Below are 23,143 nucleotides of genomic sequence, written 5' to 3'. Positions count from 1 at the left end.
CGCACGCGTTACCGTGCGTCCGCGCCGCCGCCCAGCACCTTGAACAACGTTACCCGGTTGCCCGCCTCCTGCTGCTGCAGCGCGATCAGATCCTGCTGCGCGGCATACAGGCTGCGCTGCGCATCCAGCGCCTGCAGATAGCCGTCCAGCCCGGTGCGGTAACGCGCATCGGCCAGCGTGTAGCTGCGCTGGCTGGCGGCCACCAATGCGCGTTGCGCATCCATCTGCGCGCGCAGGTGATCACGCGTGGCCAGCGCATCGGCCACTTCGCTGAAGGCCTGCTGGATCGCCTTCTCGTACTGCGCGATGCCGATGTCCTTGCCGATCTTCGAGGCATCCAGCGAGGCCTTCAGTGCACCGGCATGGAAGATCGGCGCGGTGATGCTGGGCGCGAACGACCAGCCACGGGTGCCGGCCGAGAACAGCGTCGACAACGCGGTGGAACTGTGGCCGTAGTTGGCGGTCAACGCCAGCGTCGGGAAGAATGCGGCGCGCGCGGCACCGATATCGGCGTTGGCTGCCTGCAATGCATGCTCGGCGGACAGCACGTCCGGGCGCTGCAGCAACACGCTGGACGGCAGGTTGGCGGGCAGCGGCGCCAGTGCGACGCTGCCATCCAGCGCCTGCGCAGTTGGCAGCAGGGCCGGATCCAGCGGCGCCCCCACCAACAGCTGCAATGCATCGCGATCCCGCGCCTGCTGGGTCTGCAGCTTCGCCAGCGCCCCGCGCGCGGCTTCCACGCTGGTCTGCACCTGCGACAGGTCCAGGCCCGAGGCCAGCCCCTGTGCATGGCGGGCCTCGGTGCGCTGCAGCGTCTGCTGCTGGCTGTCCAGGGTTTGTTGCGTGAATGCCAGCGACTGCTCATCGGCGGCCAGCGCCAGCCAGGCCGTGGCCACTTCGGCGACCAGGCTGGTGCGCGCCGCCCGCTGGTTCTCGGCGCTGGCCAGCCAGTTCTGCAGGGCCTCGTTCTTCAGGCTGCGGATACGCCCGAACAGGTCCAGCTCCCAGCTGCTGATGCCCACCTGCACGGCATCGGATTCGGTCACCTGGGTGGCGCCGGTTTCGCTGCTGGCATCGCTCATCCGCGCACGGGTGACGCTGCCGCTGGCATCCACCGACGGCAGCAGCGCCGCACGCTGGATGCGGTACTGCGCGCGCTCCTTCTCCACCTGCAGCACCGCCACCCGCAGGTCGCGGTTGTTCTGCAGCGCTAGCGCGATGACCTGCTGCAGGCGCGGTTCGAGGAACACCTCGCGCCAGGCCGGCATCGCCAGCGCCGGCTCGGCCTCGCCGGTGGCCGCATTGCCGAACTGCACCGGCACCGGTGCCTCGGGCCGCTGGTAATGCGGCGCCATGCTCACGCAGCCACCCAGCACCGTGGTGATCATTGCGGCCACCAGGGCGCGCAGCAGCATCGGCTTCATGGGCTTGCCTCCGGTACAGCGGCGTGGGCCGGCGCGCGGCCCGGGAACATCCGCCGCACCAGCAGGTAGAACAGCGGCACGAAGAACATGCCCAGCACCATCGAGGCGACCGTACCGCCGGCCACGCCGGTGCCCAGCGAGCGGCGCGCGGCCGAACCGGCGCCGGTGGCGAACACCAGCGGCAGCACACCCATCAGGAACGCCAGCGAAGTCATCACGATCGGCCGCAGCCGCAGGTAGACCGCCTGCAGGATCGCCTCGCGGGTGCTCCTGCCCTGTTGTTCGAGGATGCGCGCGAACTCGACGATCAGGATGCCGTTCTTCGCTGCCAGACCAATCGTGGTCAACAGGCCGACCTGGAAGTACACATCGTTGTTGAGGCCACGCAGGTTCATCATCAGCACCGCACCGAACACGCCCACCGGCACCGCCAGCATCACCGCGAACGGCACCGCCCAGCTTTCGTACAGCGCGGCCAGGCAGAGGAACACGAACAGCAGCGAGATGGCGTACAGCATCGGCGCCTGGTTGCCCGACAACTGTTCCTGGTAGGCCATGTCCGACCAGGCATGGCTGAAGCCTTCCGGCAGCGTGTCGGCCAGGCGTGCGATCTCGGCCATCGCCTCGCCGGAGCTGACGCCCGGCGCCGGCTGGCCGGTGACCTCCATCGCCGAGACGCCGTTGTAGCGCTGCAATGCCGCCGGTGCGCTGGTCCAGTGCGCACTGACCAGCGACGACAGCGGCACCATCTGCCCGGCCTGGTTGCGCACGCTCCAGCGCTCGATGTCCTGCGGCTGCATGCGCGCTTCGGCGGTGCCCTGGATGAATACCTTCTTGATGCGGCCCTTGTAGATGAAGTTGTTGACGAAGTCGCCGCCCAGCGCTGCGTTCAAGGTGTCATTGATGTCCTGCGGATTCACGCCCATCGCCTGCGCCTTGGCGTCGTCCACCTTCACCGCGTACACCGGCGCGTCTTCCAGGCTGGCGTAGCGCACGTTGACCAGCTTCGGGTCGCTGGCGGCCTTCTTCAGCAGTGTGTTGCGCGCGGCCACTGCGGCGGCATGGCCGGCACCGCCTTCGTCCTGCAGTTCCAGGGTGAAACCGCCGGCATCGCCCAGGCCGAGGATGGCCGGTGGCGAGGTGATGAACACCTGCGCATCGGGCACGCTGGCCATGGCCCGGGTGAGTCGTGCGGCGATGGTATCGGCGTCATCCTTGCGGTCGTCCCAGTCCTTCAGGCGGATGAACGCCTGGCCGACGTTCTGGCCACTGCCGGTAACACTGAAACCTGCGGTGGCCTGGATCGACAGCACGCTGTCGTCCTTCACCGCGACGGCACTCAGACGATCCATCACCGCCCGCGTCTGCTCCAGCGTGGAACCGGCCGGCAGCTTCACCAGCGCGTTGAGCATGCCCTGGTCCTCATCGGGCAGGAACGCGCCGGGCAGGTGCCACAGCAACAGGCCGGTGGCCACGCTCAGCACCAGGTAGAACACCACGCCCAGCGTGCGCCGGCCGAGGAAGCCATCCACACGTCGCCGCAGGCCGTTGGAGGTGCGTTCGAAACGGTGGTTGAACCCGATGAAGAACTTGCCCAGCAGGCTGGGCTCGCCCCCGTGGTCGCCATGCGGATGGCCGCCCTTGGGAATCTGGTGCAGGATGCTGCCGCACAGCGCCGGGGTGATGGTCATCGCCACCAGCACCGACAGGATCATCGCCGCAGCAATCGTCACCGAGAACTGGCGGTAGATCACGCCGGTGACACCGCTGAAGAACGCCATCGGCAGGAACACCGCAGTCAGCACCAGCACGATGCCGACCAGCGCGCCGGTGATCTGGCCCATCGCCTTCAGCGTGGCTGGCTTCGGCGCCAGCCCTTCGAAGGCCATCACCCGCTCCACGTTCTCCACCACCACGATGGCATCGTCCACCAGCAGGCCGATGGCCAGCACCAGCGCGAACATGGTCAGGGTATTGATCGAATAGCCGAAGGCGGCCAGCACGCCGAAGGTGCCCAGCAGCACCACCGGCACCGCGATGGTCGGGATCAGCGTGGCCCGCCAGTTCTGCAGGAACAGGTACATGACCAGCACCACCAGGATGATCGCTTCGATCAGGGTGATCACCACTTCCTTCAGCGAAATGGTCACAAATGGCGTGGTGGTGAACGCCACGTGGTAGCTGTAGCCGTGCGGCCAGTACTTCTGCAGCTGCTGCAGCCGGGTCTCGATGGCCTTGGAGACGGCGATCGCGTTGGCACCGGCATTGAGTTCAATGCCCAGCGACGCCGACGGCTTGCCGTTGAACGTGCTGATGCTGTCATAGCTTTCCGGCCCCAGGCCGATCGTCGCCACGTCGCCCAGGTGCACCACGCTGCCATTGGCATCGGCCTTGAGCACCACCTGCGCGAACTGCTCGGGCGTGTGCAGGCGGCTGCGCGCGGTCACGGTCGCGTCCAGCTGCTGGCCCTTCAATGCCGGCTGGCCGCCCAGCTCACCGGCCGATACGTCGGTGTTCTGCGCCTGCAGTGCGCTCTCGATGTCCGACGGCATCAGTGCGTACTGGCGCATCTTCTCCGGGTCCAGCCAGATGCGCATGGCGTATTCCTGGCCGATCGGCTGGATGTTGCCGACGCCGCTGACACGGCTGATCTGGTCGTCGATGCGCGCTTCCATGAAGTTGGCGACATCGAAGTTGTCCATGCTGCCGTCTTCGCTGGTGAACGACAGCACCTCGAAGATCGAACCACTGGACTTGGTGATGGTCAGGCCGTTCTGCTGCACGGCCTGCGGCAACGTGGCCATCGCCGCCTGCAGCTGGTTCTGCACCTGCACCTGGGCGGTGTCCGGGTTGGTACCGGTGGCGAACACCAGGTTGACCTGCGCCGAGCCATCGGAGGCACTGGTCGAGGTCATGTACATCAAGTGGTCCAGGCTCTGCTGCGACTGCTCGATGACCTGGGTGACCGCGTTCTCCACGGTCTGCGACGAGGCGCCGGTGTAGGTGGCGCGGATGGTGATGGTGGGCGGGGCGATCTGCGGGTAGCGGTCCACCGGCAGGATCAGGATCGCCAGCAGGCCGAGCAGGCTGACCGCGATGGCGATCACCCAGGCGAAGATCGGCCGGTCGATGAAGAAACGAACCATGCGCGGCAGGCCTCAGTGCGACGTTTCGTCGGTGTTGCCGTTCGGCTCGATCGCGGGCATGGCAGCCAGCTGCGCGGTAGTGGCCGCCACCGCCTTGACCTGCTGGCCGAGCGATACCGCACTACCGTTGCTGACGATCACCCGCTCGCCGGCCTTCAGCCCCTGCGTGATCTGCCACTGGTTGCCGACCACCTGGCCGGTGCTGACCCGGCGCTCGACCACATGGTCCCCGGCATCAAGCAGGCGCAGCAGCGGCTCGCCGCGTTCATTGCGCAGCACCGCCTTCTGCGGCACCAGCAGCGCGCGCGCGTCGGTGGCCATCGGCAGCACCGCCTTCAGGTACATGCCCGGCAGCAGCAGGCCCTCCGGATTGGGGATGACCGCGCGCAGCACCACGTTGCCGGTACCCGGATCCACCGCGCTGCCGACGAACTCCAGCGTGCCTTCATGCGCATAGGTGCTGCCGTCCTCCAGCAGCACCTTCACCTGCGCCTTGCCATCGATGGCCTTCACCAGGCCCGCATCGAGCTGCCTGCGCAGCGCCAGCATCTGCGTGCTGGACTGGGTGACATCCAGGTACACCGGGTCCAGCCGCTGGATGGTGGCCAGCGCGGCGTCCTGGCCGGCGGTAACCAGCGCGCCGGCGGTAACGCTGGAGGTGCCGATGCGGCCCGCGATCGGTGCGGTCACCCGGGTGTAGCCAAGGTTGATGCGCGCAGCCTGCAATGCAGCGCGCGCGGCGATCACGTTGGCCTGCGCCTGCTTCAGCGCCGAGGTGGCATCGTCGGCGTCCTGCTTGCTCGCTGCATCCATGCTCGCCAGCGCGCGGGTGCGCTCGGCCTTCGGTTGCGCCGACAGCACGGTGGCCTCGGCCTGCGCCAATTGGCCACGCGCGGTATCGAAGGCGGCCTGGTAGGGCGCCGGGTCGATCTGGTACAGCAGCTGGCCGGCGCTGACCTGCTGACCTTCGGTGAACAACCGCTGGCGGACCAGCCCACCGATCTGCGGCCGCACCTCGGACACTTCGAACGGCACCGCCCGGCCCGGCAGCGTCTGCTGCAACGCCAGCGGCCGCGCAGTTGCGGTAATCACGCGCACCTCGGGCATGGCCGGAGCGTCGGGCCTGCCCGCCGAGCAGGCCGCCAGGGCCAGCAGCAGGGGCAACAGCAGCGGTCGGGAAGAACGGAAAAGCGGGCACAGGAGTGGCATGGGGGGCGTGGGGGCCTTGCGTTGACCCCGGCACGCTGCCGTGAAACTGTGCAGAGAATATGGAGATTGTGCGGCCGGCTCAGCTGGCGCTTGCTTTCAGCGCTGCATGCGCCGCTAATGGCCCGGCAATGGCGAAGATTCGACTCACATCCGGCCTGACCGCGAAGACCTTCCTCGCGATCTTCACCGCCTGCCTGCTGGTGCTGGCAGTGAACGGCATTGCCAGCCGCGTGGCCTTCCAGACCGGCTTCCTGGATTACCTCAACGACCAGGGCGACCTGCGCATGCAGCGCCTGATGCCGCACCTGCAGCGCGAGTTCCGCGAGCACGGCGGCTGGGAGCAGCTGCGCGGCAACGCCGATCGCTGGGCACGCATGTTGCGGCCGGATCTGGGCCATGCCCACGAAGGCCCGGTGCCACCGCTGTCGGACCAGACCGGCGTGCCTTCGCGGCTGGGCCTGTTCGATGCGCAGCACCACTGGGTGGCCGGCAACCCCGACGCCACCAGCGATGACGAGCCGCATGCGGTGCAGGTGGATGGGCAGACCGTGGGCTGGCTGGGCATGGTGCCGTTCCAGACCGTCATCGCCACCAACGATCTGAACTTCTACAACACCCAGGTGCGCGCCTGGTGGGTGATCGGCATCTCACTGCTGCTGGTGACCGTGCTGCTGGCCTGGCTGGTCTCGCGCGCGCTGCGGCAGCGCCTGGCCAAGCTGGCCGCAGCCACGCACCGTCTGGCCGCCGGCGACTACGCCACCCGCATCGAGCGCACCAGCGATGATGAACTGGACGCGCTGGTGAACGACTTCAACCGGATGGCACAGGCGCTGGACGATACCGAACGCAACCGCCGGGCCTTCATTGCCGACATCTCGCATGAGCTGCGCACGCCATTGGCAGTGGTGCGCGCCGAGCTGGAGGCGATCGAAGATGGCATCCGTCCGCTGGACCGGGCCAACCTTGGCGCCCTGCAGGGCGAGATCCGCCAGCTGGGCAAGCTGGTGGACGATCTGCACGACCTGTCGATGACCCAGTCCGGCGGCCTGGCGTACCGCTTCGCGCCGCTGGACCTGGGCGCGCTGCTGCGCAGTGAACTCAATGGCATGCGTGTGCGCTTGGCCACTGCGGGACTGGCGCTGGAGGAAGCGCTGCCAGAGGGCCCGCTGCGGGTTTCCGGCGATGAGCGGCGGCTGCAGCAGGTGCTGGCCAACCTGCTGGAAAATGCGCTGCGCTACACCCACGCCGGTGGCCGCGTACTCGTGCAGGCAGCGCGCGTGCCGGCCGGCGTGCAGCTGATCGTGGAAGACACCGCACCGGGCGTGCCGGCCGACAAGTGCGCCCTGCTGTTCGAGCGCTTCTACCGCGTGGAAAGTTCGCGCAACCGCGCCAGTGGCGGCAGCGGGCTGGGCCTGGCGATCAGCCACAACATCATCCTCGCCCACCACGGCCACATCCACGCCGAGCCGTCGCCACTGGGCGGCCTGCGCGTGGTCATCATCCTGCCGGAGGCTGCATGAGCACGTCGCCCGCCGACGCCGCGAAGATCCTGATCGTCGAGGACGAGCCGCGCCTGGCCTCGGTGCTGCGCGACTACCTGGCCGCGGCCGGCATGGCCAGCCACTGGGTGGACGACGGTGGCCAGGTGATCGAGGCGTTTGCGCACTACCAGCCGGACCTGGTGCTGATGGACCTGATGCTGCCGCAGCGCGATGGCGTGGACCTGTGCCGCGAACTGCGCGCCAGCAGCGATGTGCCGGTGATCATGGTGACCGCGCGGGTGGAGGAAATCGATCGCCTGCTGGGCCTGGAGATCGGTGCCGACGACTACATCTGCAAGCCGTTCAGCCCACGCGAGGTCGTGGCGCGGGTGGTGGCGGTCCTGCGCCGCTACCGCCCCGATCCGGCCACGCGTGCCAGGGCCGGCCTGTGCATCGACGAGCCGGCCGCGCGCGCCACCTGGAACGGCAAGGGGCTGGACCTGACCCCGGTGGAGTACCGCCTGCTGCGCACGCTGCTGGCCACGCCCGGGCGGATCTGGGCGCGTGATGAACTGCTCGACCGGCTGTACCTGGATCATCGGGTGGTGGTCGACCGCACCGTCGACAGCCACGTGCGCAACCTGCGCCGCAAGCTGGCCGACGCCGGCATGGACGAAGATCCGATCCGTTCGGTGTATGGCATGGGTTACAGCTACGAGCCCTAGCTGGCAGGCACCACCGCGCGATTCGCACGCGGCGTACGGACCCCGCAGGTATCATCGGCGCGAATGCCCTGATTTCCGGAGACGCCGATGAACCCGCTGCGCCCCTTCCGCGACACGTTGCCCGTCCTCGGCGAGCGTGTGTACATCGACCCGGCCTGCACCATCATCGGTGACGTGGAGCTGGCCGAAGACGTGTCGGTGTGGCCGGGCACGATCATCCGCGGCGATGTCAATTACGTGCGCATCGGCGCGCGCACCAACGTGCAGGACGGCACCATCATCCACGTCAGCCACCACAGCCCGTACAACAAGGCCGGCTACCCGACCCTGATCGGCGAAGGCGTGACCGTCGGCCATGGCTGCATCATCCACGCCTGCACCATCGGCGATTACAGCCTGATCGGCATGGGTGCCTGCATCCTCGACGGTGCCCGGGTGGAACGCCATGCGTTCGTGGGTGCCGGTGCGGTGGTCGGCCCGGGCAAGGTGGTCGGCGAGGGCGAGCTGTGGGTCGGCAACCCGGCGCGTCCGGCACGCACGCTCAGCGACAAAGAGATCGAATCGCTGCACTACTCGGCCGACCACTACGTGCGGCTGAAGGACCAGTACCTGGCCTGAGGGGCCAACAGCGCCACGCCGCTCTGCTAAAGTCTGGGCCCGACCAGGACCTGTCGAGACCCCCATGCCTGTGGCTGCCTGCCGGAGAGGACTCCGGTGCCCACAACGAAGGCCATCGCACTGATGGCCGCGCCGATGCTCGATACCTACCGCGAGGTGGTGACGCCGGAGGGTGTGCTGCTGCAGTTGCCGGCCGCCGGCCCGCTGCCGCGGGCGATGGCCTGGCTGGTGGATCTCGGTGTGCGCATCGCGGTGCTGGTGCTGATGTCGATCCCGCTGGCACTGCTGGACAAATTCGGCTCCGGCCTCTACCTGGTGCTGATGTTCCTGGTCTACTGGGCCTACCCGATCATCTGCGAGGCACTGTGGGGCCGTACCCTCGGCAAGCGCGCACTGGGCCTGCGGGTGCTGTCGCGCGATGGCGCACCGGTGGGCTGGATGGCGTCGATCACCCGCAATCTGCTGCGTACCGTGGACATGCTGCCGTTCGGCTATGCATTGGGCCTGATCAGCAGCCTGTTCGACCCGCATGGCCGGCGCCTGGGTGACCTGGTGGCCGGCACCGTGGTGGTGCACGCGCCTGCGCTGTACCTGCCGCCGCCCCTCACCATCGACAGCGTACTGGCCCCGCCACAGCCGCTGCGCCCGGAAGAACAGGCCGCGCTGATGGCCTTTGCCGAGCGCGCGCCACGGCTGTCGGCGGCACGCCAGCAGGAGCTGGCCGGCATTGCCGAGCCCCTGACCGGTACTCACGGCCAGGTCGCCGTGCTGCGCCTGTACGCCATGGCCAACTGGCTGCTGGGACGACGATGAAGCAGGAACAGTTCGTCGCCCGCTATCAACAGGAGTGGCAGGACCTGGAGCAGTGGCTGCTGCTGCGCGCTGGTGCCTCGCGCCGCACGCGCCGCAAGGCCAGCGGCCTGGCACTGGACGACACCGCCTTCCCGCAGCGGTACCGGCGCCTGTGCCAGCAGCTGGCCCTGGCCCGCGAGCGTGGCTACAGCCCGCAGCTGGTGCAGCGCCTGCAGCAGCTGATGCAGCAGGGCCACAGCGTGTTGTACCGCACGCGGCCGACGCGCTGGCGCGCGGCACTGGAGTTCCTGGTGGCCGACTTTCCGCTGCTGGTCCGCAGCCAGGCACACAGCATGTGGGTGGCACTGGCGATGTTCGCGCTGCCGGCCGTGGCCTGCTTCGTGCTGGTGCAGCTCTACCCGGACCTGATCCACCAGCTGATGGACAACCGCCAGATCGCCGAGATGGAGCGCATGTACGACCCGGCCGCCGAGCGCCTGGGCCGCGACAGCGGCACCGACTGGATGATGTTCGGCCACTACATCATGAACAACATCAGCATCGCCCTGCGCACGTTCGCCAGCGGACTGCTGGCCGGGCTGGGTACGCTGTTGGTGCTGCTGTTCAACGGCGTGATCATCGGTTCGGTGGCCGGCCACCTGCAGCACATCGGCCATGGTGATCCGTTCTGGCGCTTCGTGGTCGGCCACGGCGCCTTCGAACTGACTGCGATCGTGATCGCAGGCGGTGCCGGCCTGCAGCTGGGCATGAAGCTGCTGGCACCGGGCCGGCGCAGCCGCTTGGACGCGCTGGTCGAAGGCGGACGCATCGGCGCACGGCTGTGCCTGGGCGTGGCCTTCATGCTGCTGGTCGCGGCCTTCATCGAGGCGTTCTGGTCGTCGATCGCCGAAGTACCGGCATGGGGCAAGTTCAGCGTGGCCGGCGTGCTGTGGGCTGGCGTGCTGCTCTGGCTGTGGCGTGGTGGGCGCGGAGGCGGCGATGCGGATTGACCGCCTGGACGTGGTGCTGCGTGCACGCAGCGGCTGGGAGGCGATGGAGCTGGGCAGCGCCCTCGCCCGCCGCCATGCCCGCGCGGTGTGGGGCAGCTGGCTGCTGGCCAGTGCGCCGCTGTTTGTGATCTTCAACGCGCTGGGCTGGTGGCTGGATGCCTTCGGATGGGCGTGGCTGGCGATGTGGTGGTGCAAGCCACTGTTCGAACGCGCGCCCCTGTACGTGCTGTCGCGCGGCATCTTCGGCGAACCGGTGACGGCGACGGGCGCCCTGCGCGCGCAGCGCAGCTGGGGCCACAGCGGATTCTGGGGTTACCTCGGCTGGCGCCGCTTCAGTGTGCTGCGCAGCCTGTGCCTGCCGGTGAACCTGCTGGAAGGCAACGCGCCGAACCAGCGTGGCCCCCGCCGCCGTGCGGTGGCCGCCGGTGCGGCCGGCGCCGCGACGGCGCTGACCGTGCTGTGCATGGTGTTCGAAGCGGTGCTGGTGTCCGGCGCGATCGGTGCGGTGTTCATGTTCATGCCGCTGGAGCTGATGTCCGAATCGTGGCGCGCGGCCTGGGACATGATCGGCCAGGACACGCCAGCCTGGGCACGCTTCGGTTTCAACCTGGCGTGCTGGCTGGCCTCGGTGCTGATCGGCCCGTTCTTCGTCGGTGCGGGCTTCGGCCTGTATCTGAACCGGCGCACGCAGATGGAAGCCTGGGACGTCGAAATCGCCCTGCGCCGCCTGCGCGAGCGGCTGCTGCCGGCGGCATCGACGCTGGCGCTGCTGCTGTGGCTGGCACTGCCGCTGGTCTCCGCACCGGTGCATGCGCAGGACGCGCAGCCGGTCGCTGAGCAAGCCGACGATGCCGAAGAGGACGAAGACAGTGCGGAAGAACCGGCCACCGCGGCCAACGACCCCGCCAATACGCCGGCAATGATCTTCGGTACAGCACCGGTGGACACCGCCGGTTTCCGTCAGGCAGTGAACCGCGCCTATGAAGATCCGCTGCAGCGCCCGACCCGCGAGGTCACCCGCTGGAAGCCGATCGAGCAGGCCGAGGAAAAAAAGAAGGACGACAAGCCGCTGCAGAGCGACAGCCGCAACAACGGCGAGCGCAAGGCCCGCAGCAGTGGCATCGCCTGGCTGGCACGGCTGGCCGAATGGGGCCTGTGGGGCCTGCTCGGTATCCTGCTGCTGGTGCTGCTGCTGACCGTGCGGCTGTGGCTACCGTGGCTGCGTGGCAGTGGCCGGCGCAAGGCCGACGCTGCACCGAAGGTGCTGGAGGAGCAGGTGGAGCTGCCGGTGGTGCTGCCGCCGGACGTGGCCACCCAGGCTGGCCTGCTGTGGGACCAGGGCCGGCCGCGGCAGGCACTGGCCCTGCTGTACCGCGCCAGCGTGCGTACCGTGGGCGAGCGCAGCGGCATCGCCCTGCCCCCCGGCGCCACCGAAGCGCAGTGCCTGCGCGCATCGCGGCGCATGCCCGAGGCTGCCGACCGTGACCTGTTCGCGCGCATCGTGCGCATGTGGCAGTACGCCGCCTACGGTGGCCGCCTGCCCAGCCGCAGCGACTTCGACGCGCTGGCCGCAACGCTGCGCGAGCAGTACCGGTGGCAGGCATGAGCCCGCGCCTGTTCTGGTCGTTGTTGCTGGGCATGCTGGTGCTGCTTGGCGTGCCGCTGACCATCCTCTACCTGCGCACGCATGAGCGGGTGACCGAGACCATCACGCTGCCCGCGCAGGGCGAGGCCGCCTACAACCCGCTGTATGTGCTCGGCCAGGCGCTGCGCGCCGACGGCATCGACGTGCATGCACGGCCACGGCTGGAGCTGCAGCAGATGGCACTGGGCCCGTACGACACGGTGGTGCTGCTGCAGGACAGCAGCGAACTGCCCGCACCGTCGGTGAAACAGCTGCTGGACTGGGTGGACCAGGGCGGCCACTTGCTGGTGCGCACGCCACCACCGGCCGAGGATGACGCCAGCAGCACGCAAGGCCCCTTGCTGGACCAGCTGGGCGTGGACAGCCTGTACCAGCGCAGCGAGTGCCAGCCGTTCCACGTCCAGGATGATCCCGGCCACGTGGAATTCTGCACGGGCAGGCGCTTCACCCTGGGCTTTGCCGCCAGCGAGCAGGCCGAGCGTCGCTGGGGCAGCGATCATGACCTGGTGTTCGCACGGCTGCGCCATGGCCAAGGCAAGGTGAGCGTGCTGGCCGACATGGAATTCATGCGCAGCGAGGTCGATTCGCCCGCCGCGCGCATGGCGACCGCCACCGGCAACGCCAGCGACGGACTGCACGATCGTGCGCATCGCGACCTGACCCGCTACCTGCTCGATCCGAACTACGGCAAGGGTGCGGTCTGGCTGGTCTATGCCAGCCGCCCGCCGTCACTGTGGTCGCGCATGTTCTACCAGGGCTGGCCGCTGTGGGCGCCGCTGCTGCTGGCCCTGCTGGGCTGGTTGTGGGGCCGTTCGCAGCGCTTCGGCAGCCTCCTGCCGCCACCGGTACTGGAACGCCGTTCGCTGCTGGAACACGTGCGTGCCAGTGGTGAACTGCTGCTGCGTTTCGGCCACGGTAGGCGCCTGTACGAGGCCGTACTCGCCCTGTTCCTGCAGCGCCTGCGCCTGCGCGCACCGGTCGCCGCCGCACTGGAGGGCGCACCACGCGAACAGGCCATCGCCGAGCTGCTGAAGTGGCCGCAGGGCCGCGTCGCCAGCGCGCTCACACCCCCTCCGCCGCACGATTCCTCCGCCCTGCGCGAGCGCATCCGCTTGCTGCTCCAGATGAGATCCCTGCTATGACCGAAGTTCCTGAACTGCCGACGGCGGCCCACGCCCGCCTGATCGAACGCGTCGATGCCATCCGCCAGGCCGTCGGCCAGGCCTTCATCGGCCAGGCCGACGTGCTGGACCAGATCCTGGTGGCGCTGCTGGCCGGCGGCCATGTGCTGATCGAGGGCGTGCCCGGGCTGGGCAAGACCCTGCTGGTGCGCGCACTGGCCCAGGCGCTGGAGCTGGACTACGGCCGCGTCCAGTTCACTCCGGACCTGATGCCCAGCGACGTCAGCGGCCACGCCGTGTACGACCCGAAGAGCGAAAGCTTCAAGATCCGCCGCGGGCCGGTATTCACCCACCTGCTGCTGGCCGACGAAATCAACCGCGCGCCGGCCAAGACCCAGTCGGCTCTGCTGGAAGTGATGCAGGAGGGCCAGGTGACCATCGAGGGCAAGGCCTTCACCCTGGCGCCGCCGTTCATGGCGCTGGCCACGCAGAATCCGCTGGAACAGGAAGGCACCTACCCGCTGCCGGAAGCGCAGCTGGATCGCTTCCTGTTGAAGGTGCTGATCGACTACCCGCAGCTGGAGGACGAGAAGCGCATGGTGGCCGCGATCACCCGTGGCCGCGCCGCCAGCGATTTCGACCTGAGCCAGGTGCCACGCGTGCTCGGTGCCGGCGAGCTGCTGGAACTGCAACGTGCCACTGCGGCGATCAGTATCGATGACGAAGTGATCGACTACGCGGTGCGGATTGTCGCCGCCACCCGGCAGTGGCCGGGCATCGCAGTGGGCGCTGGCCCACGCGGCAGCATCGCGCTGGTGCGCGCATCCCGGGCGCAGGCGGTGCTGGCCGGTCGTGACTTCGTCACCCCGGACGACGTACGCGACATCGCGCGCCCGGCGCTGCGCCACCGTATTGCGCTGGCACCGGAACTGCAGATTGAAGGGCAGGATGCCGACGATGTGCTGGGCGCGCTGCTGGCCAAGGTGGAAGCACCGCGCCGATGAGGCCGGCCCCGCTGCTGCTGGCGCTGTTGCTGGGATGGGCCGCGCTGGGCGGTCTGGTGCTGGGCGGGTTGCTGCCCCGCTGGAGCTGGGCACTGGCGGCGCTGGTGATTGCCGTGCCGGCGTTGATGGATCTGTGGCGGCAGTGGCGGCGTCCGTCGCCGCAGGTGCAGCGCGAACTGCCCGAAGCGCTGGCACTGGGCGTGCGCCGCGAGGCTGCACTGCGGCTGCAAGCGGACGCATCGATGACGGTGCAGGTGTTCGACCTGGTGCCGGGCGGCTGGCCGTTGGAATCGCTGCCGCAGCGCGTGCGCCTGCAGGCCGGCAGTGCCTCCACCCTGCACTATCATCTGCAGCCGCTGCAGCGTGGGAGCTTCCGCTTCGAAGGCGTGCACCTGCGCATGCGCTCGCCGTGGCGGCTGTGGTGGCAGCAACGCACGCTGCCCCCCGCGCTGGACGTGCGGGTCTATCCGAACTTCGTGCCGCTTACCCGGTTTGCGTTGTTCAGTGCCGACCAGGCCTCGCGGCTGGTCGGCGCACACGTGAAGCGTCGCCGCGGTGAAGGCACCGACTTCCATCAGATGCGCGAGTACCGGGTGGGCGACAGCCTGCGCCAGCTCGACTGGAAGGCCACCGCGCGGGCGCGCAAGCTGATTTCGCGCGAGTACCAGGACGAGAAGAACCAGCAGCTGCTGCTGATGCTCGACAGTGGCCGGCGCATGCTGGCCAGCGAAGGCGGGCTCTCGCACTTCGACCATGCCTTGAACGCGTCGCTGGTGGTGGCCTACCTGGCGCTGCGCCAGGGCGATGCTGCCGGCTTTTTCGCTGCCGGTGGCGAACGCCGCTGGGTGGCGCCGCAGCGTGGCATGGGCACGGTCGAGCACCTGCTGCGCGCGAGCTACGACCTGCAGCCGCGCGCGGTGGCCACCGACTATCTGGCGGCCGCCACCGACGTCTCGCTGCGCCAGCGCCGGCGCGCGCTGGTGATGCTGGTCAGCAACGTGCGCGACGAGGACATCGAAGACCTGCTGGCGGCCGTGCGCCTGCTGCAGCGACGCCACCTAGTATGCGTGGCCAGCCTGCGCGAGCGCGAGCTGGACGGCGCGATGGAGGGCGACGTGCAGACGCTGGAGGAGGCCGCGCGCGCCGGTGCCGCCGCCCTGTACCTGCAGCAGCGCGCGAAGGCACACGAGGCACTACGCAGCGAAAAGGTGATGGTGCTGGATGTAACCGCCGACGCCCTGCCCGGTGCGCTGGTGGAGCGCTACCTGGCGGTGAAGCGCGAAGGGCTGCTGTAACCCTGCGATTGACCGCAGCCGAGCATGGGCTCGGCTCTACAGAAGGCCTGATTCCTGTAGAGCCGAGCCCATGCTCGGCTGCCGGCCAGCGGCCGGCACTACCCCTGCAGCAACCGCCGCTGCAACCGCTCCACCGCACGCTGCAGCAGCACCCGGTTACGGGCCAGCTTCATCCACTGCGGCAGACGCGAGAACATCGATCGGTGATGGCCGCGGCTTTCCCGCAGTGTCGCGCTCGCGTACTCGTGCAGTGCCTGCAGATGCTCAGCGTTGTAGGCCCAGAGCAGGCCCGCGCGGGTCGGTTCAACCAGGTGCAGCGGCAATCCGAAGTGCGGATCGGCAGGCTCGGCATCACGCAACGGACGCACCGAGACCGAAACATCGGTACTACGATCACATTGCGCACATCGAGCAGCGAAGGACGCCGGTGCAGGAACGCCAGCGGGAACCCGACGACGCACATGCAGCCACTGATGCCCACAGAATCCACAAGGTTGGCGGCCCAGCATGTAGACCGCACCGACCCAGTCACCACTGTCCAACGCAGAACTGCAGCCGGTACAGCGGAATCGCGCCGTCCACCGATAAGGTTTCCAGCTGGCGATCACCCAGCCGGGGGTGTCGCAGCGATGGCAACGCACAGCGACGCGGTCCGCGAAGGCCTGCAGGCTGCGCCCGTCATCGAAATGCCGGCCCGGCACGGGCGTGGGACGCCCATGCCGGCCAGGCCAACGCTGCACCGCCATCAGACGTAGATCCGCGTCGGCGCCTCGTCAACGATCGCGTGCGGCACAAAGCGCGCACTGTCGCGGGTGATCGCGCTGTCGTCCTCGCGGATGCCGATGCCGCAGGCGTGGTCACCCACCACCCAGCTGCCGATCAGCGGATAGCCGCCTTCGAAGCGGGTCAGCGGATGGGCACGCTGGATGATCGCCGGGCCATCGTAGGGACCGTCGCTGCGCTGGGTGCTGCCATCGGCCAGGTGCATTTCGATGTTCGCGCCTTCGCGCGAGAACAGCGGCTTGCGCACCCAACCCGAGGCCAGCGCGCTGCCGTCGTCGAAATGCGCTTCCAGCAGGTTCGGATGACCGACGTTGCGCTGCCACAGCAGCGGCAGGATGCCCTTGTTGCTCAGCACCGCCTTCCACGCCGGTTCCAGCAGCTGCACGCCCGAGCCGGGCAACGCGCGGCCGAATTCCTCGGCCATCAGGTCTTCCAGCGGGTACAGCTTGAACAGCGTGCCGATCACCGAATCATCCAGCGCAGTGAAGCGGCCATCCTCGGACAGGCCGATGTCTTCGATGGCGATGGCCTGGCCATGCAGGCCGGCCTGCGAGGCGCAGTCGCGCAGGTAGTCGACAGTGCCGCGGTCTTCTTCGGAACTGCCCACCGCGCTGAAGTAGAGCGGCGGCGGCAGCTGCGTGGCCAGTTCGCCGAAACGCTCGACCAGCGCTTCGTGGATGGCGTTGAACTGGTCGGCATGCTGCGGCAGGCGACCGGCATTGCGCTGGTCTTCCAGCCACTGCCACTGGAAGAAGCTGGCCTCGAACAGCGAGGTCGGCGTGTCGTAGTTCAGTTCGTACAGCTTGGCCGGGCCGGTACCGTCGTAGGCCAGGTCCAGGCGACCGTACAGATGCGGCTGGCGCTGGCGCCAGCTGTCGGCGATCCAGTCGCGGTAATGCGACGGAATCGCCAGCTGGTCCATCAGCCGTTCGCTGCCGATGACATCACCGACCAGGTCCAGCGCCATCTGGTGCAGCTCGGCGCTGGGGTCTTCGATGTCCTGCTCGATCTGGCGCAGGGTGAAGGCGTAGTACGCGCGTTCATCCCAGTACGGCTGGCCGTCGATGGTGTGGAAGCGGAAACCCGCCTCTTCCGCGCGTGCCCGCCACTGGGCACGCTCGGCAATACGGATGCGCTGCATGGGTCGATCAGCCGCCGTAGCTGCCGCTGGTGCTGCGGCGCGCGCTGGTGTTGCCGAAGCCACCACGGCTGGCAGTGACCGCACGGTTCGGCTCGCTGGTGACCGGGGCCAGGCCGGCCTTGCCGGCGCCGATGCCGCTGGCGGTGTTCAGGCCACCGGTACCGCCCGGTGCCGGACGCGCCCAACCAGCGTTCTTGTCCTGATAAGCCGGTGCCGACGCCGGCGCCTGCGGGGCGAGGCCGCCGCGGTTGCTCAGCATCTGCGACATGAAGAAGCCCATCATCATCGGGCCGATGAACGAGGTACCGGCCGAGGTGTGCTGCTGCACGCACTGTTCCGGCTTGTAATCCTGCTCGCAGGCTTCCTTGCTGGCGTACTTCGGCGCCGCATCGGCGGCCTGCTTCTGCGCTTCGGCAAAGGCGTTGCGGCACGACGACGGGTCGCCGGTGGCCTCGGTGCAGGCCTCGACCGAGGTATACAGGCCTTCCTGCACCTTCACCTCCGGCTCCTTCTGGCAGGCGGTGAACAGCAGCGGCGCGGCGCTCATCAGCAGCAGCGCGGTGGTGCGGGAACGTTTCATGGCCTCATGCCCTGTCGACGGATCAATGCCCCAATGATGCCAAATCCGGGCCAGCAACCGGAATCGGCAAAGCGCGAAAGATGAACGGCCTTTCATTTTCGTCGTTCCAATCAGGAATCGGGGTCAGAGCCCGTTGCGCAGCAACGGGATCCGACCCCGACAGATCGCAGGAAACTGCCGAAGGCGGGGTGGATCCGGTTGCGGGGGCGTGGGCGCCATGGGCCCGAGGCATGCCTCGGGCGGGTTGGGCAGGACGCCCAACCCCGGTCTTGCCGTGTGCGCACGACAGCGCACACGAGCAAGACGCGACCGAGGCTACATGGGTGAGGGCGCTTTGCTTGCGAAGCCCTGCTTCGCAAGCGCCCGAACGCACAGCCGCCAGCGGCCGGCACTACCGTGGGTGCCGGGCAAGCCTGGCCGGACCACCTCCGGTGGTTGCAGCAGCAACCGAAAAAATTGGCCATGATCGGCCGACCCCCACGTTGTACGGCCCGCCCGTTCCGCCCGCCATGCCTGAATACCGCTCCCGCACCTCCACCGCCGGCCGCAACATGGCCGGCGCCCGCGCCCTGTGGCGTGCCACCGGCATGAAGGATGGCGATTTCCACAAGCCGATCATCGCCATCGCCAACTCTTTCACCCAGTTCGTGCCCGGCCACGTGCACCTGAAGGACCTCGGCCAACTGGTCGCGCGCGAGATCGAACGGGTTGGCGGCGTCGCCAAGGAATTCAACACCATCGCCGTGGACGATGGTATCGCGATGGGCCATGACGGCATGCTGTATTCGCTGCCCAGCCGCGAGATCATCGCCGACTCGGTCGAATACATGGTCAACGCGCACTGCGCCGACGCGCTGGTGTGCATCAGCAACTGCGACAAGATCACCCCCGGCATGCTGATGGCCGCGCTGCGCCTGAACATCCCGGTAGTGTTCGTTTCCGGCGGGCCGATGGAGGCGGGCAAGACCCGGCTGTCCGAGCACAAGCTGGACCTGGTCGATGCGATGGTCATCGCCGCCGACGAGAGCGCCAGCGATGCAAAGGTGGCCGAGTTCGAGCGCAGTGCCTGCCCCACCTGCGGCTCCTGTTCGGGCATGTTCACCGCCAACTCGATGAACTGCCTGACCGAAGCGCTGGGCCTGTCGCTGCCCGGCAACGGTTCCACCCTGGCCACCCACGCCGACCGCGAACAGCTGTTCCTGCGTGCCGGCCGCCTCATCGTCGAACTGTGCCACCGCTGGTACGGCGGCGAAGAAGAAAGCGCGCTGCCGCGGGGCATCGCCACCCAGGCCGCGTTCGCCAATGCGATGACTCTGGACATCGCCATGGGCGGATCGACGAACACCATCCTGCACCTGCTGGCGGCCGCGCAGGAAGCCGAGGTCGACTTCGACCTGACCCACATCGATGCGCTGTCACGACGCGTGCCGCAGCTGTGCAAGGTCGCCCCGAACACGCCCAAATACCATATGGAAGACGTGCACCGCGCCGGCGGCGTGTACGGCATCCTGGGCGAACTGGCGCGCGGCGGCCTGTTGGATACCACCGTGCCGACCGTGCACAGCCGCACCCTGGCCGACGCCATCGAGCGCTGGGACGTGGTGGCCAGCAACGAACAGAGCGTGCATGACTTCTTCCGTGCCGGCCCAGCCGGCATTCCCACCCAGGTCGCCTTCAGCCAGGCCACGCGCTGGCCCACGCTGGACGTGGACCGCGCCGAAGGCTGCATCCGCAGCGTCGAGCATGCCTATTCGGCCGAAGGTGGGCTGGCGGTGCTGCGCGGCAATCTGGCCGTCGATGGCTGCGTGGTGAAAACCGCGGGTGTGGATGAGTCGATCCACGTGTTCGAAGGCACGGCGCGCGTGTATGAAAGCCAGGACGCGGCCGTGGCCGGCATCCTCGCCGACGAAGTGAAGCCCGGCGATGTGGTGGTGATCCGCTACGAAGGCCCGAAGGGCGGCCCGGGCATGCAGGAAATGCTGTACCCGACCAGCTACCTGAAGTCGAAGGGGCTGGGCAAGCAGTGCGCGCTGCTGACCGATGGTCGTTTTTCCGGCGGCACGTCGGGCCTGTCGATCGGCCATGTTTCGCCGGAGGCCGCCAGCGGCGGCACGATCGGCCTGGTGGAAGACGGCGACCGCATCCGCATCGACATTCCCGCCCGCCGCATCGAGCTGCTGCTGGACGAAGCCACCCTGAACCAACGCCGCGCCGACGCCGACGCACGTGGCTGGAAGCCGCGTGAGGCGCGCCCGCGCAAGGTCACCAGCGCGCTGAAGGCCTATGCCCTGTTGGCCACCAGCGCCGACAAGGGCGCGGTACGCAACACGGCCCTGCTGGGCGATTGAATGGCCCTGGGGTCGGAGCCCTTTCGCAGAAAGGGCTCCGACCCCATTAGCGCACTTCCATCCGCGCCCCTGCACTCGCCAGTACCTCCAGCGAGGAACGACTCAGGATCGCCTTCCAGCACCACGCCGTGCCTGTCCAGGAAGGCGGAGCGGAACCGGGCATGCAGTGCCCCCTGTGATCGGGGACGCCCAACCGACTTCAGGCATGATCATCGATCTCCGTTGGTCCGCCACGCGGATTAGTGCGAAGGAGCGCCTCGGCCGTGCCAAATCTCTTTTCCTCACCCAGTGGCTGCGAAAAAGTACTCATCCGCAGGAAACTGCCAGTAATCTGGAGACGGCTCTCCAGGCATGGTCAAGAGAAGTGTCCCAGGCAAGTCAAATGCCACAGCCCAGAAGAATCGACCGTCCGCAAAACGCAAACGAATGCCGGAGTCAACGATCAGTCCTGCGCCCTGCCAGCGAACGATCTCGACCTGGACAACCTCGCGACCTTCCGACAACTCAAGACTGTGCCATTCGCACTCCAGTCCAACCGCTGCCCCGGACGCAACTTCCACATTTATTGTTCCAAACTCTTCCCAGCCTTGAGCAACCGTGCTGGAAGATGTCAGTTCAAGAGACGTACCCTGGTCAAACCTCAAGATCACCTGCGAAGCTGATCTGGCTGCCTGCATCCGGGGAACTCTACATTCAAGGAGGCGACGCCCTTGGACCAGAGCCGCCAGCGTATCCAGATGCACGCCCTTCAATTGCAGCGGCAGGTAGCGTACGCCGTCGGAGAGCTGCTCAATCGTAGTGTAGGGTTTCATGTGGCTTTTCATCGTTTGCAGGGATGTCGATACTTTGACCGCCGGAACTGTTTGTTTGGCGGCTAGAAACGCCATCTTCTCCGATCTGTGCCCCAGGCTCGTAGTCATAGCGCTTGATCACGTTGCCGTTGGCATCGGTCTCGGCCACCACCGAGCCCAGGGCATCGGTATGGATGTAGGTGACCGTCTGGGCCGCGGCAGACCCTGCCCCGAGAAGCCCCAGCAGCACAACGCCACAGATCCATGCGCAGATGGCTGCCGCAGGACGGAAGAAGTGTTCAGACGCCATCCCGGATCTCCAGTACCTGGGTCATCGGAGGGGTGGACCACGGCGAGCATCCACCCGCATTGCACGCGCGCACCTGGTACGTGGTGGCGCAGTAGTTGGTGTTGGCAGCGGTCACGCGGGTTTCCGGACCGGTGTACGCGATGTTGTTGCCATCCCGCAGCAGCTCGTAGGTCGTGGCGTTTGGAACAGCGGTCCACTGCGCGTTGCAGGTGATCCGGATGCGGTCGCGAGGCTAGCTTCGCAGCCCCTTGGTAACCTCAAGGAGAAATCCATTCAAGCCCACAGGATCCCCCGTTCCCGGATCAAAGTCTTCGATCATTCGTGCCATCACATCAGTCAGGCCGCCCAAACGCGCCAGCACTTCCGAAACAAAATCCACCTTGGCCGCGAAGAGATTCACATCCTGATCGAGACGAACCATCCACTCACCCGAGCGGGACAGTACATAGTGGTCAGCAAGGAAGCGCGCATCCTCCGCAAGGAATCCATGCAACGAACAAAGGCTGGGCACGGTGAAGAATCCGTCCCTGTCCGCTTCAACATCCTCGAATGAAACAATCTCGATCTGTTTCGAGGATGATGGGCGGCTCACGTGTACATCCAACCACGCAATCCAAACGTCTTCAGGAGCGAAGTACTCATAGCGATTTCTTTCGAAGGCAATCCCAGCCCAGCCTTCAGCAACAATAGGACTTTCAGGCGGCTGCGCATCAGACAGGGTTCGCTGCAGAAATCTTTCGATGAGCCTGCAGCCATATCACCTGATCCTTCTCATATCTGATCGTCGTGGTTGGAACGTTACTTCCCGCCGGGTGATGCCAAGTGGTGTCAGAGCCCTTTGGCGGGCCATCCCTGCAAGGCAGGTTGGTGGCATGTCGATTCGCATTGCTGCCATCCTCACCGGACTGCGCAGATCGGACGACCTGACCCGCCCACACCCCACCGACAGGACCAGCTCGCGCTGGTAACAAGAAGCCCACTCGGTGAGCGGGCTTCCTTGCATGACGTGGGAGCCTTCCCGCAGTCAGTTCCTTGTCATGAAACCTCCATCTACGCGCGCGGTCGGCTCATTGAGTTCATCATTGAACCTTTCCCTGATTGCACTCAGAGCAATCCGCGCATCCACGCCATAACCCGACTCAAGCGCTTTCGAAAGATGGCGCGCAACATCTGCCAGTATCACTCCCCATGCCATCTCCTCCGGGATCTTGGAGGTCTCTTTGTACATTCCAACCTTCATCGAGCAATGGAGCTTTTTTGCAGCAATCCACACCCGGAGCATTTCAACTGAGTTCTCATCTTCCAGGGCCGCTTCCGGAACAGGACGCTCATTCATGGCGTGAATCCCCACTTGCCTGGTGACACTTCATTCCGCTGAAGTAGATGACGCTGATCATTGTCCATGCCCGTTCCCTGGAAAGAGTGGCTACCAGAAATTCACGATTCCGCCATCGGCGGAGCGCATTCGAATCCGTGCATCTTCTATCCGATTCCCCCACACCCGGCAATCAGGCAATTCTGAAACCGCAATCCCGGTGCGCCCATCCGTTGCCCGGCCCGGCATGACCCAACGCCCGCCGCGCCAGCGCCTCATCGATGCCCTGCGCGGATTCGCGCTGCTCGCCGGGTTCCTGGTCAACCTGCGCTTCTTCTCGCTCGACGCGCTGATGATGGAATGGCTGTGACGCAGCGTCAGCGGAGGAACGTGGCTGCCGCTGCG

General features: G+C 67.2%; 22 protein-coding genes. 11 read left to right on the top strand and 11 right to left on the bottom strand.

Annotated features, from left to right (window positions below):
• Positions 1-8: 8 nt before the first annotated feature.
• The 3 genes from smeC to smeA are packed head-to-tail and all read right to left on the bottom strand — an operon-like array spanning position 9 to position 5,779.
• The gene (smeC, locus tag ARC23_RS14825; RefSeq protein ID WP_057497903.1) at positions 9-1,424 is read right to left on the bottom strand and encodes a multidrug efflux transporter outer membrane subunit SmeC; all 1,416 of its coding nucleotides are present in this window, start codon (positions 1,422-1,424) and stop codon (positions 9-11) included.
• Positions 1,421-4,570, bottom strand: a complete 3,150-nt coding sequence (gene smeB, locus ARC23_RS14820) for a multidrug efflux RND transporter permease subunit SmeB (protein ID WP_057497902.1) — start codon at positions 4,568-4,570, stop codon at positions 1,421-1,423. Before smeB ends, smeC begins: the two co-directional genes overlap by 4 nt.
• Positions 4,571-4,582: 12 nt before the next feature.
• Entirely contained in the window at positions 4,583-5,779 is a 1,197-nt protein-coding gene (gene smeA, locus ARC23_RS14815; RefSeq protein ID WP_057497901.1) for a multidrug efflux RND transporter periplasmic adaptor subunit SmeA, read from the bottom strand.
• A gap of 128 nt (positions 5,780-5,907) precedes the next feature.
• On the opposite strand from smeA, the gene baeS reads away from it, so the two are divergent.
• The 9 genes from baeS (at position 5,908) to ARC23_RS14770 (ending at position 15,470) form a co-directional block, all read left to right on the top strand.
• Positions 5,908-7,299 carry a sensor histidine kinase efflux regulator BaeS gene (gene baeS / locus ARC23_RS14810; RefSeq protein ID WP_057497900.1) on the top strand — a complete coding sequence of 464 codons (1,392 nt, stop codon included), beginning with the start codon at positions 5,908-5,910 and terminating at the stop codon, positions 7,297-7,299.
• Positions 7,296-7,985, top strand: a complete 690-nt coding sequence (locus ARC23_RS14805; RefSeq protein ID WP_057497899.1) for a response regulator — start codon at positions 7,296-7,298, stop codon at positions 7,983-7,985. The genes baeS and ARC23_RS14805 overlap by 4 nt, the downstream gene beginning before the upstream one ends.
• Before the next feature lie 87 nt (positions 7,986-8,072).
• The gene (locus ARC23_RS14800; protein WP_057497898.1) at positions 8,073-8,603 is read left to right on the top strand and encodes a gamma carbonic anhydrase family protein; all 531 of its coding nucleotides are present in this window, start codon (positions 8,073-8,075) and stop codon (positions 8,601-8,603) included.
• Between the two features lie 123 nt (positions 8,604-8,726).
• Positions 8,727-9,416, top strand: a complete 690-nt coding sequence (locus tag ARC23_RS14795) for an RDD family protein (protein ID WP_057497980.1) — start codon at positions 8,727-8,729, stop codon at positions 9,414-9,416.
• The gene (locus tag ARC23_RS14790; protein WP_057497897.1) at positions 9,413-10,405 is read left to right on the top strand and encodes a stage II sporulation protein M; all 993 of its coding nucleotides are present in this window, start codon (positions 9,413-9,415) and stop codon (positions 10,403-10,405) included. Before ARC23_RS14795 ends, ARC23_RS14790 begins: the two co-directional genes overlap by 4 nt.
• On the top strand, positions 10,395-12,011 hold the full coding sequence (locus tag ARC23_RS14785; protein WP_057497979.1) for a DUF4129 domain-containing protein: 1,617 nt from the start codon (positions 10,395-10,397) through the stop codon (positions 12,009-12,011). The genes ARC23_RS14790 and ARC23_RS14785 overlap by 11 nt, the downstream gene beginning before the upstream one ends.
• On the top strand, positions 12,008-13,192 hold the full coding sequence (locus ARC23_RS14780) for a DUF4350 domain-containing protein (protein ID WP_057497896.1): 1,185 nt from the start codon (positions 12,008-12,010) through the stop codon (positions 13,190-13,192). Before ARC23_RS14785 ends, ARC23_RS14780 begins: the two co-directional genes overlap by 4 nt.
• Complete coding sequence (locus tag ARC23_RS14775) at positions 13,189-14,175, top strand: AAA family ATPase (RefSeq protein WP_057497895.1); 987 nt, start codon at positions 13,189-13,191, stop codon at positions 14,173-14,175. The genes ARC23_RS14780 and ARC23_RS14775 overlap by 4 nt, the downstream gene beginning before the upstream one ends.
• Positions 14,172-15,470, top strand: coding sequence for a DUF58 domain-containing protein (locus ARC23_RS14770; protein ID WP_057497894.1), 1,299 nt, complete (start codon positions 14,172-14,174; stop codon positions 15,468-15,470). Before ARC23_RS14775 ends, ARC23_RS14770 begins: the two co-directional genes overlap by 4 nt.
• Positions 15,471-15,568: 98 nt before the next feature.
• Here ARC23_RS14770 and ARC23_RS14765 read toward each other — a convergent pair whose 3' ends face one another.
• From ARC23_RS14765 to ARC23_RS14755, 3 genes are read right to left on the bottom strand one after another with little or no spacing between them, the layout of a single operon-like run.
• A complete protein-coding gene (locus tag ARC23_RS14765) occupies positions 15,569-16,216 on the bottom strand; it encodes a hypothetical protein (RefSeq protein ID WP_057497893.1) in 648 nt (215 codons plus the stop codon).
• Positions 16,216-17,394 (bottom strand): glutathionylspermidine synthase family protein, encoded by a 1,179-nt coding sequence (locus ARC23_RS14760; protein ID WP_057497892.1) that lies wholly within the window; start codon positions 17,392-17,394, stop codon positions 16,216-16,218. Before ARC23_RS14760 ends, ARC23_RS14765 begins: the two co-directional genes overlap by 1 nt.
• A gap of 7 nt (positions 17,395-17,401) precedes the next feature.
• Positions 17,402-17,974, bottom strand: a complete 573-nt coding sequence (locus tag ARC23_RS14755; RefSeq protein ID WP_057497891.1) for a DUF1190 domain-containing protein — start codon at positions 17,972-17,974, stop codon at positions 17,402-17,404.
• A 509-nt stretch (positions 17,975-18,483) separates the two neighbouring features.
• On the opposite strand from ARC23_RS14755, the gene ilvD reads away from it, so the two are divergent.
• Positions 18,484-20,322: a dihydroxy-acid dehydratase gene (gene ilvD / locus ARC23_RS14750; RefSeq protein ID WP_057497978.1), complete on the top strand. Its 1,839-nt coding sequence runs from the start codon at positions 18,484-18,486 to the stop codon at positions 20,320-20,322.
• Positions 20,323-20,603: 281 nt separating this feature from the next.
• Here ilvD and ARC23_RS20835 read toward each other — a convergent pair whose 3' ends face one another.
• From ARC23_RS20835 to ARC23_RS14735, 5 genes are all read right to left on the bottom strand, one after another.
• Positions 20,604-21,134, bottom strand: coding sequence for a hypothetical protein (locus tag ARC23_RS20835; protein ID WP_057497890.1), 531 nt, complete (start codon positions 21,132-21,134; stop codon positions 20,604-20,606).
• A complete protein-coding gene (locus ARC23_RS20535; RefSeq protein WP_341271527.1) occupies positions 21,112-21,423 on the bottom strand; it encodes a hypothetical protein in 312 nt (103 codons plus the stop codon). The genes ARC23_RS20835 and ARC23_RS20535 overlap by 23 nt, the downstream gene beginning before the upstream one ends.
• Positions 21,413-21,538, bottom strand: a complete 126-nt coding sequence (locus ARC23_RS21325) for a hypothetical protein (protein ID WP_275044133.1) — start codon at positions 21,536-21,538, stop codon at positions 21,413-21,415. Before ARC23_RS21325 ends, ARC23_RS20535 begins: the two co-directional genes overlap by 11 nt.
• A gap of 117 nt (positions 21,539-21,655) precedes the next feature.
• On the bottom strand, positions 21,656-22,015 hold the full coding sequence (locus tag ARC23_RS14740) for a hypothetical protein (protein WP_057497889.1): 360 nt from the start codon (positions 22,013-22,015) through the stop codon (positions 21,656-21,658).
• A 432-nt stretch (positions 22,016-22,447) separates the two neighbouring features.
• A complete protein-coding gene (locus ARC23_RS14735) occupies positions 22,448-22,759 on the bottom strand; it encodes a DUF5076 domain-containing protein (protein WP_057497888.1) in 312 nt (103 codons plus the stop codon).
• A 226-nt stretch (positions 22,760-22,985) separates the two neighbouring features.
• On the opposite strand from ARC23_RS14735, the gene ARC23_RS21320 reads away from it, so the two are divergent.
• The gene (locus ARC23_RS21320) at positions 22,986-23,108 is read left to right on the top strand and encodes a hypothetical protein (protein ID WP_275044132.1); all 123 of its coding nucleotides are present in this window, start codon (positions 22,986-22,988) and stop codon (positions 23,106-23,108) included.
• Positions 23,109-23,143 lie beyond the last annotated feature (35 nt).

It is taken from the genome of Stenotrophomonas beteli, from assembly GCF_001431665.1.
GTDB lineage: Bacteria > Pseudomonadota > Gammaproteobacteria > Xanthomonadales > Xanthomonadaceae > Stenotrophomonas > Stenotrophomonas beteli.
This window is presented reverse-complemented; position numbering and strand designations above follow the sequence as displayed.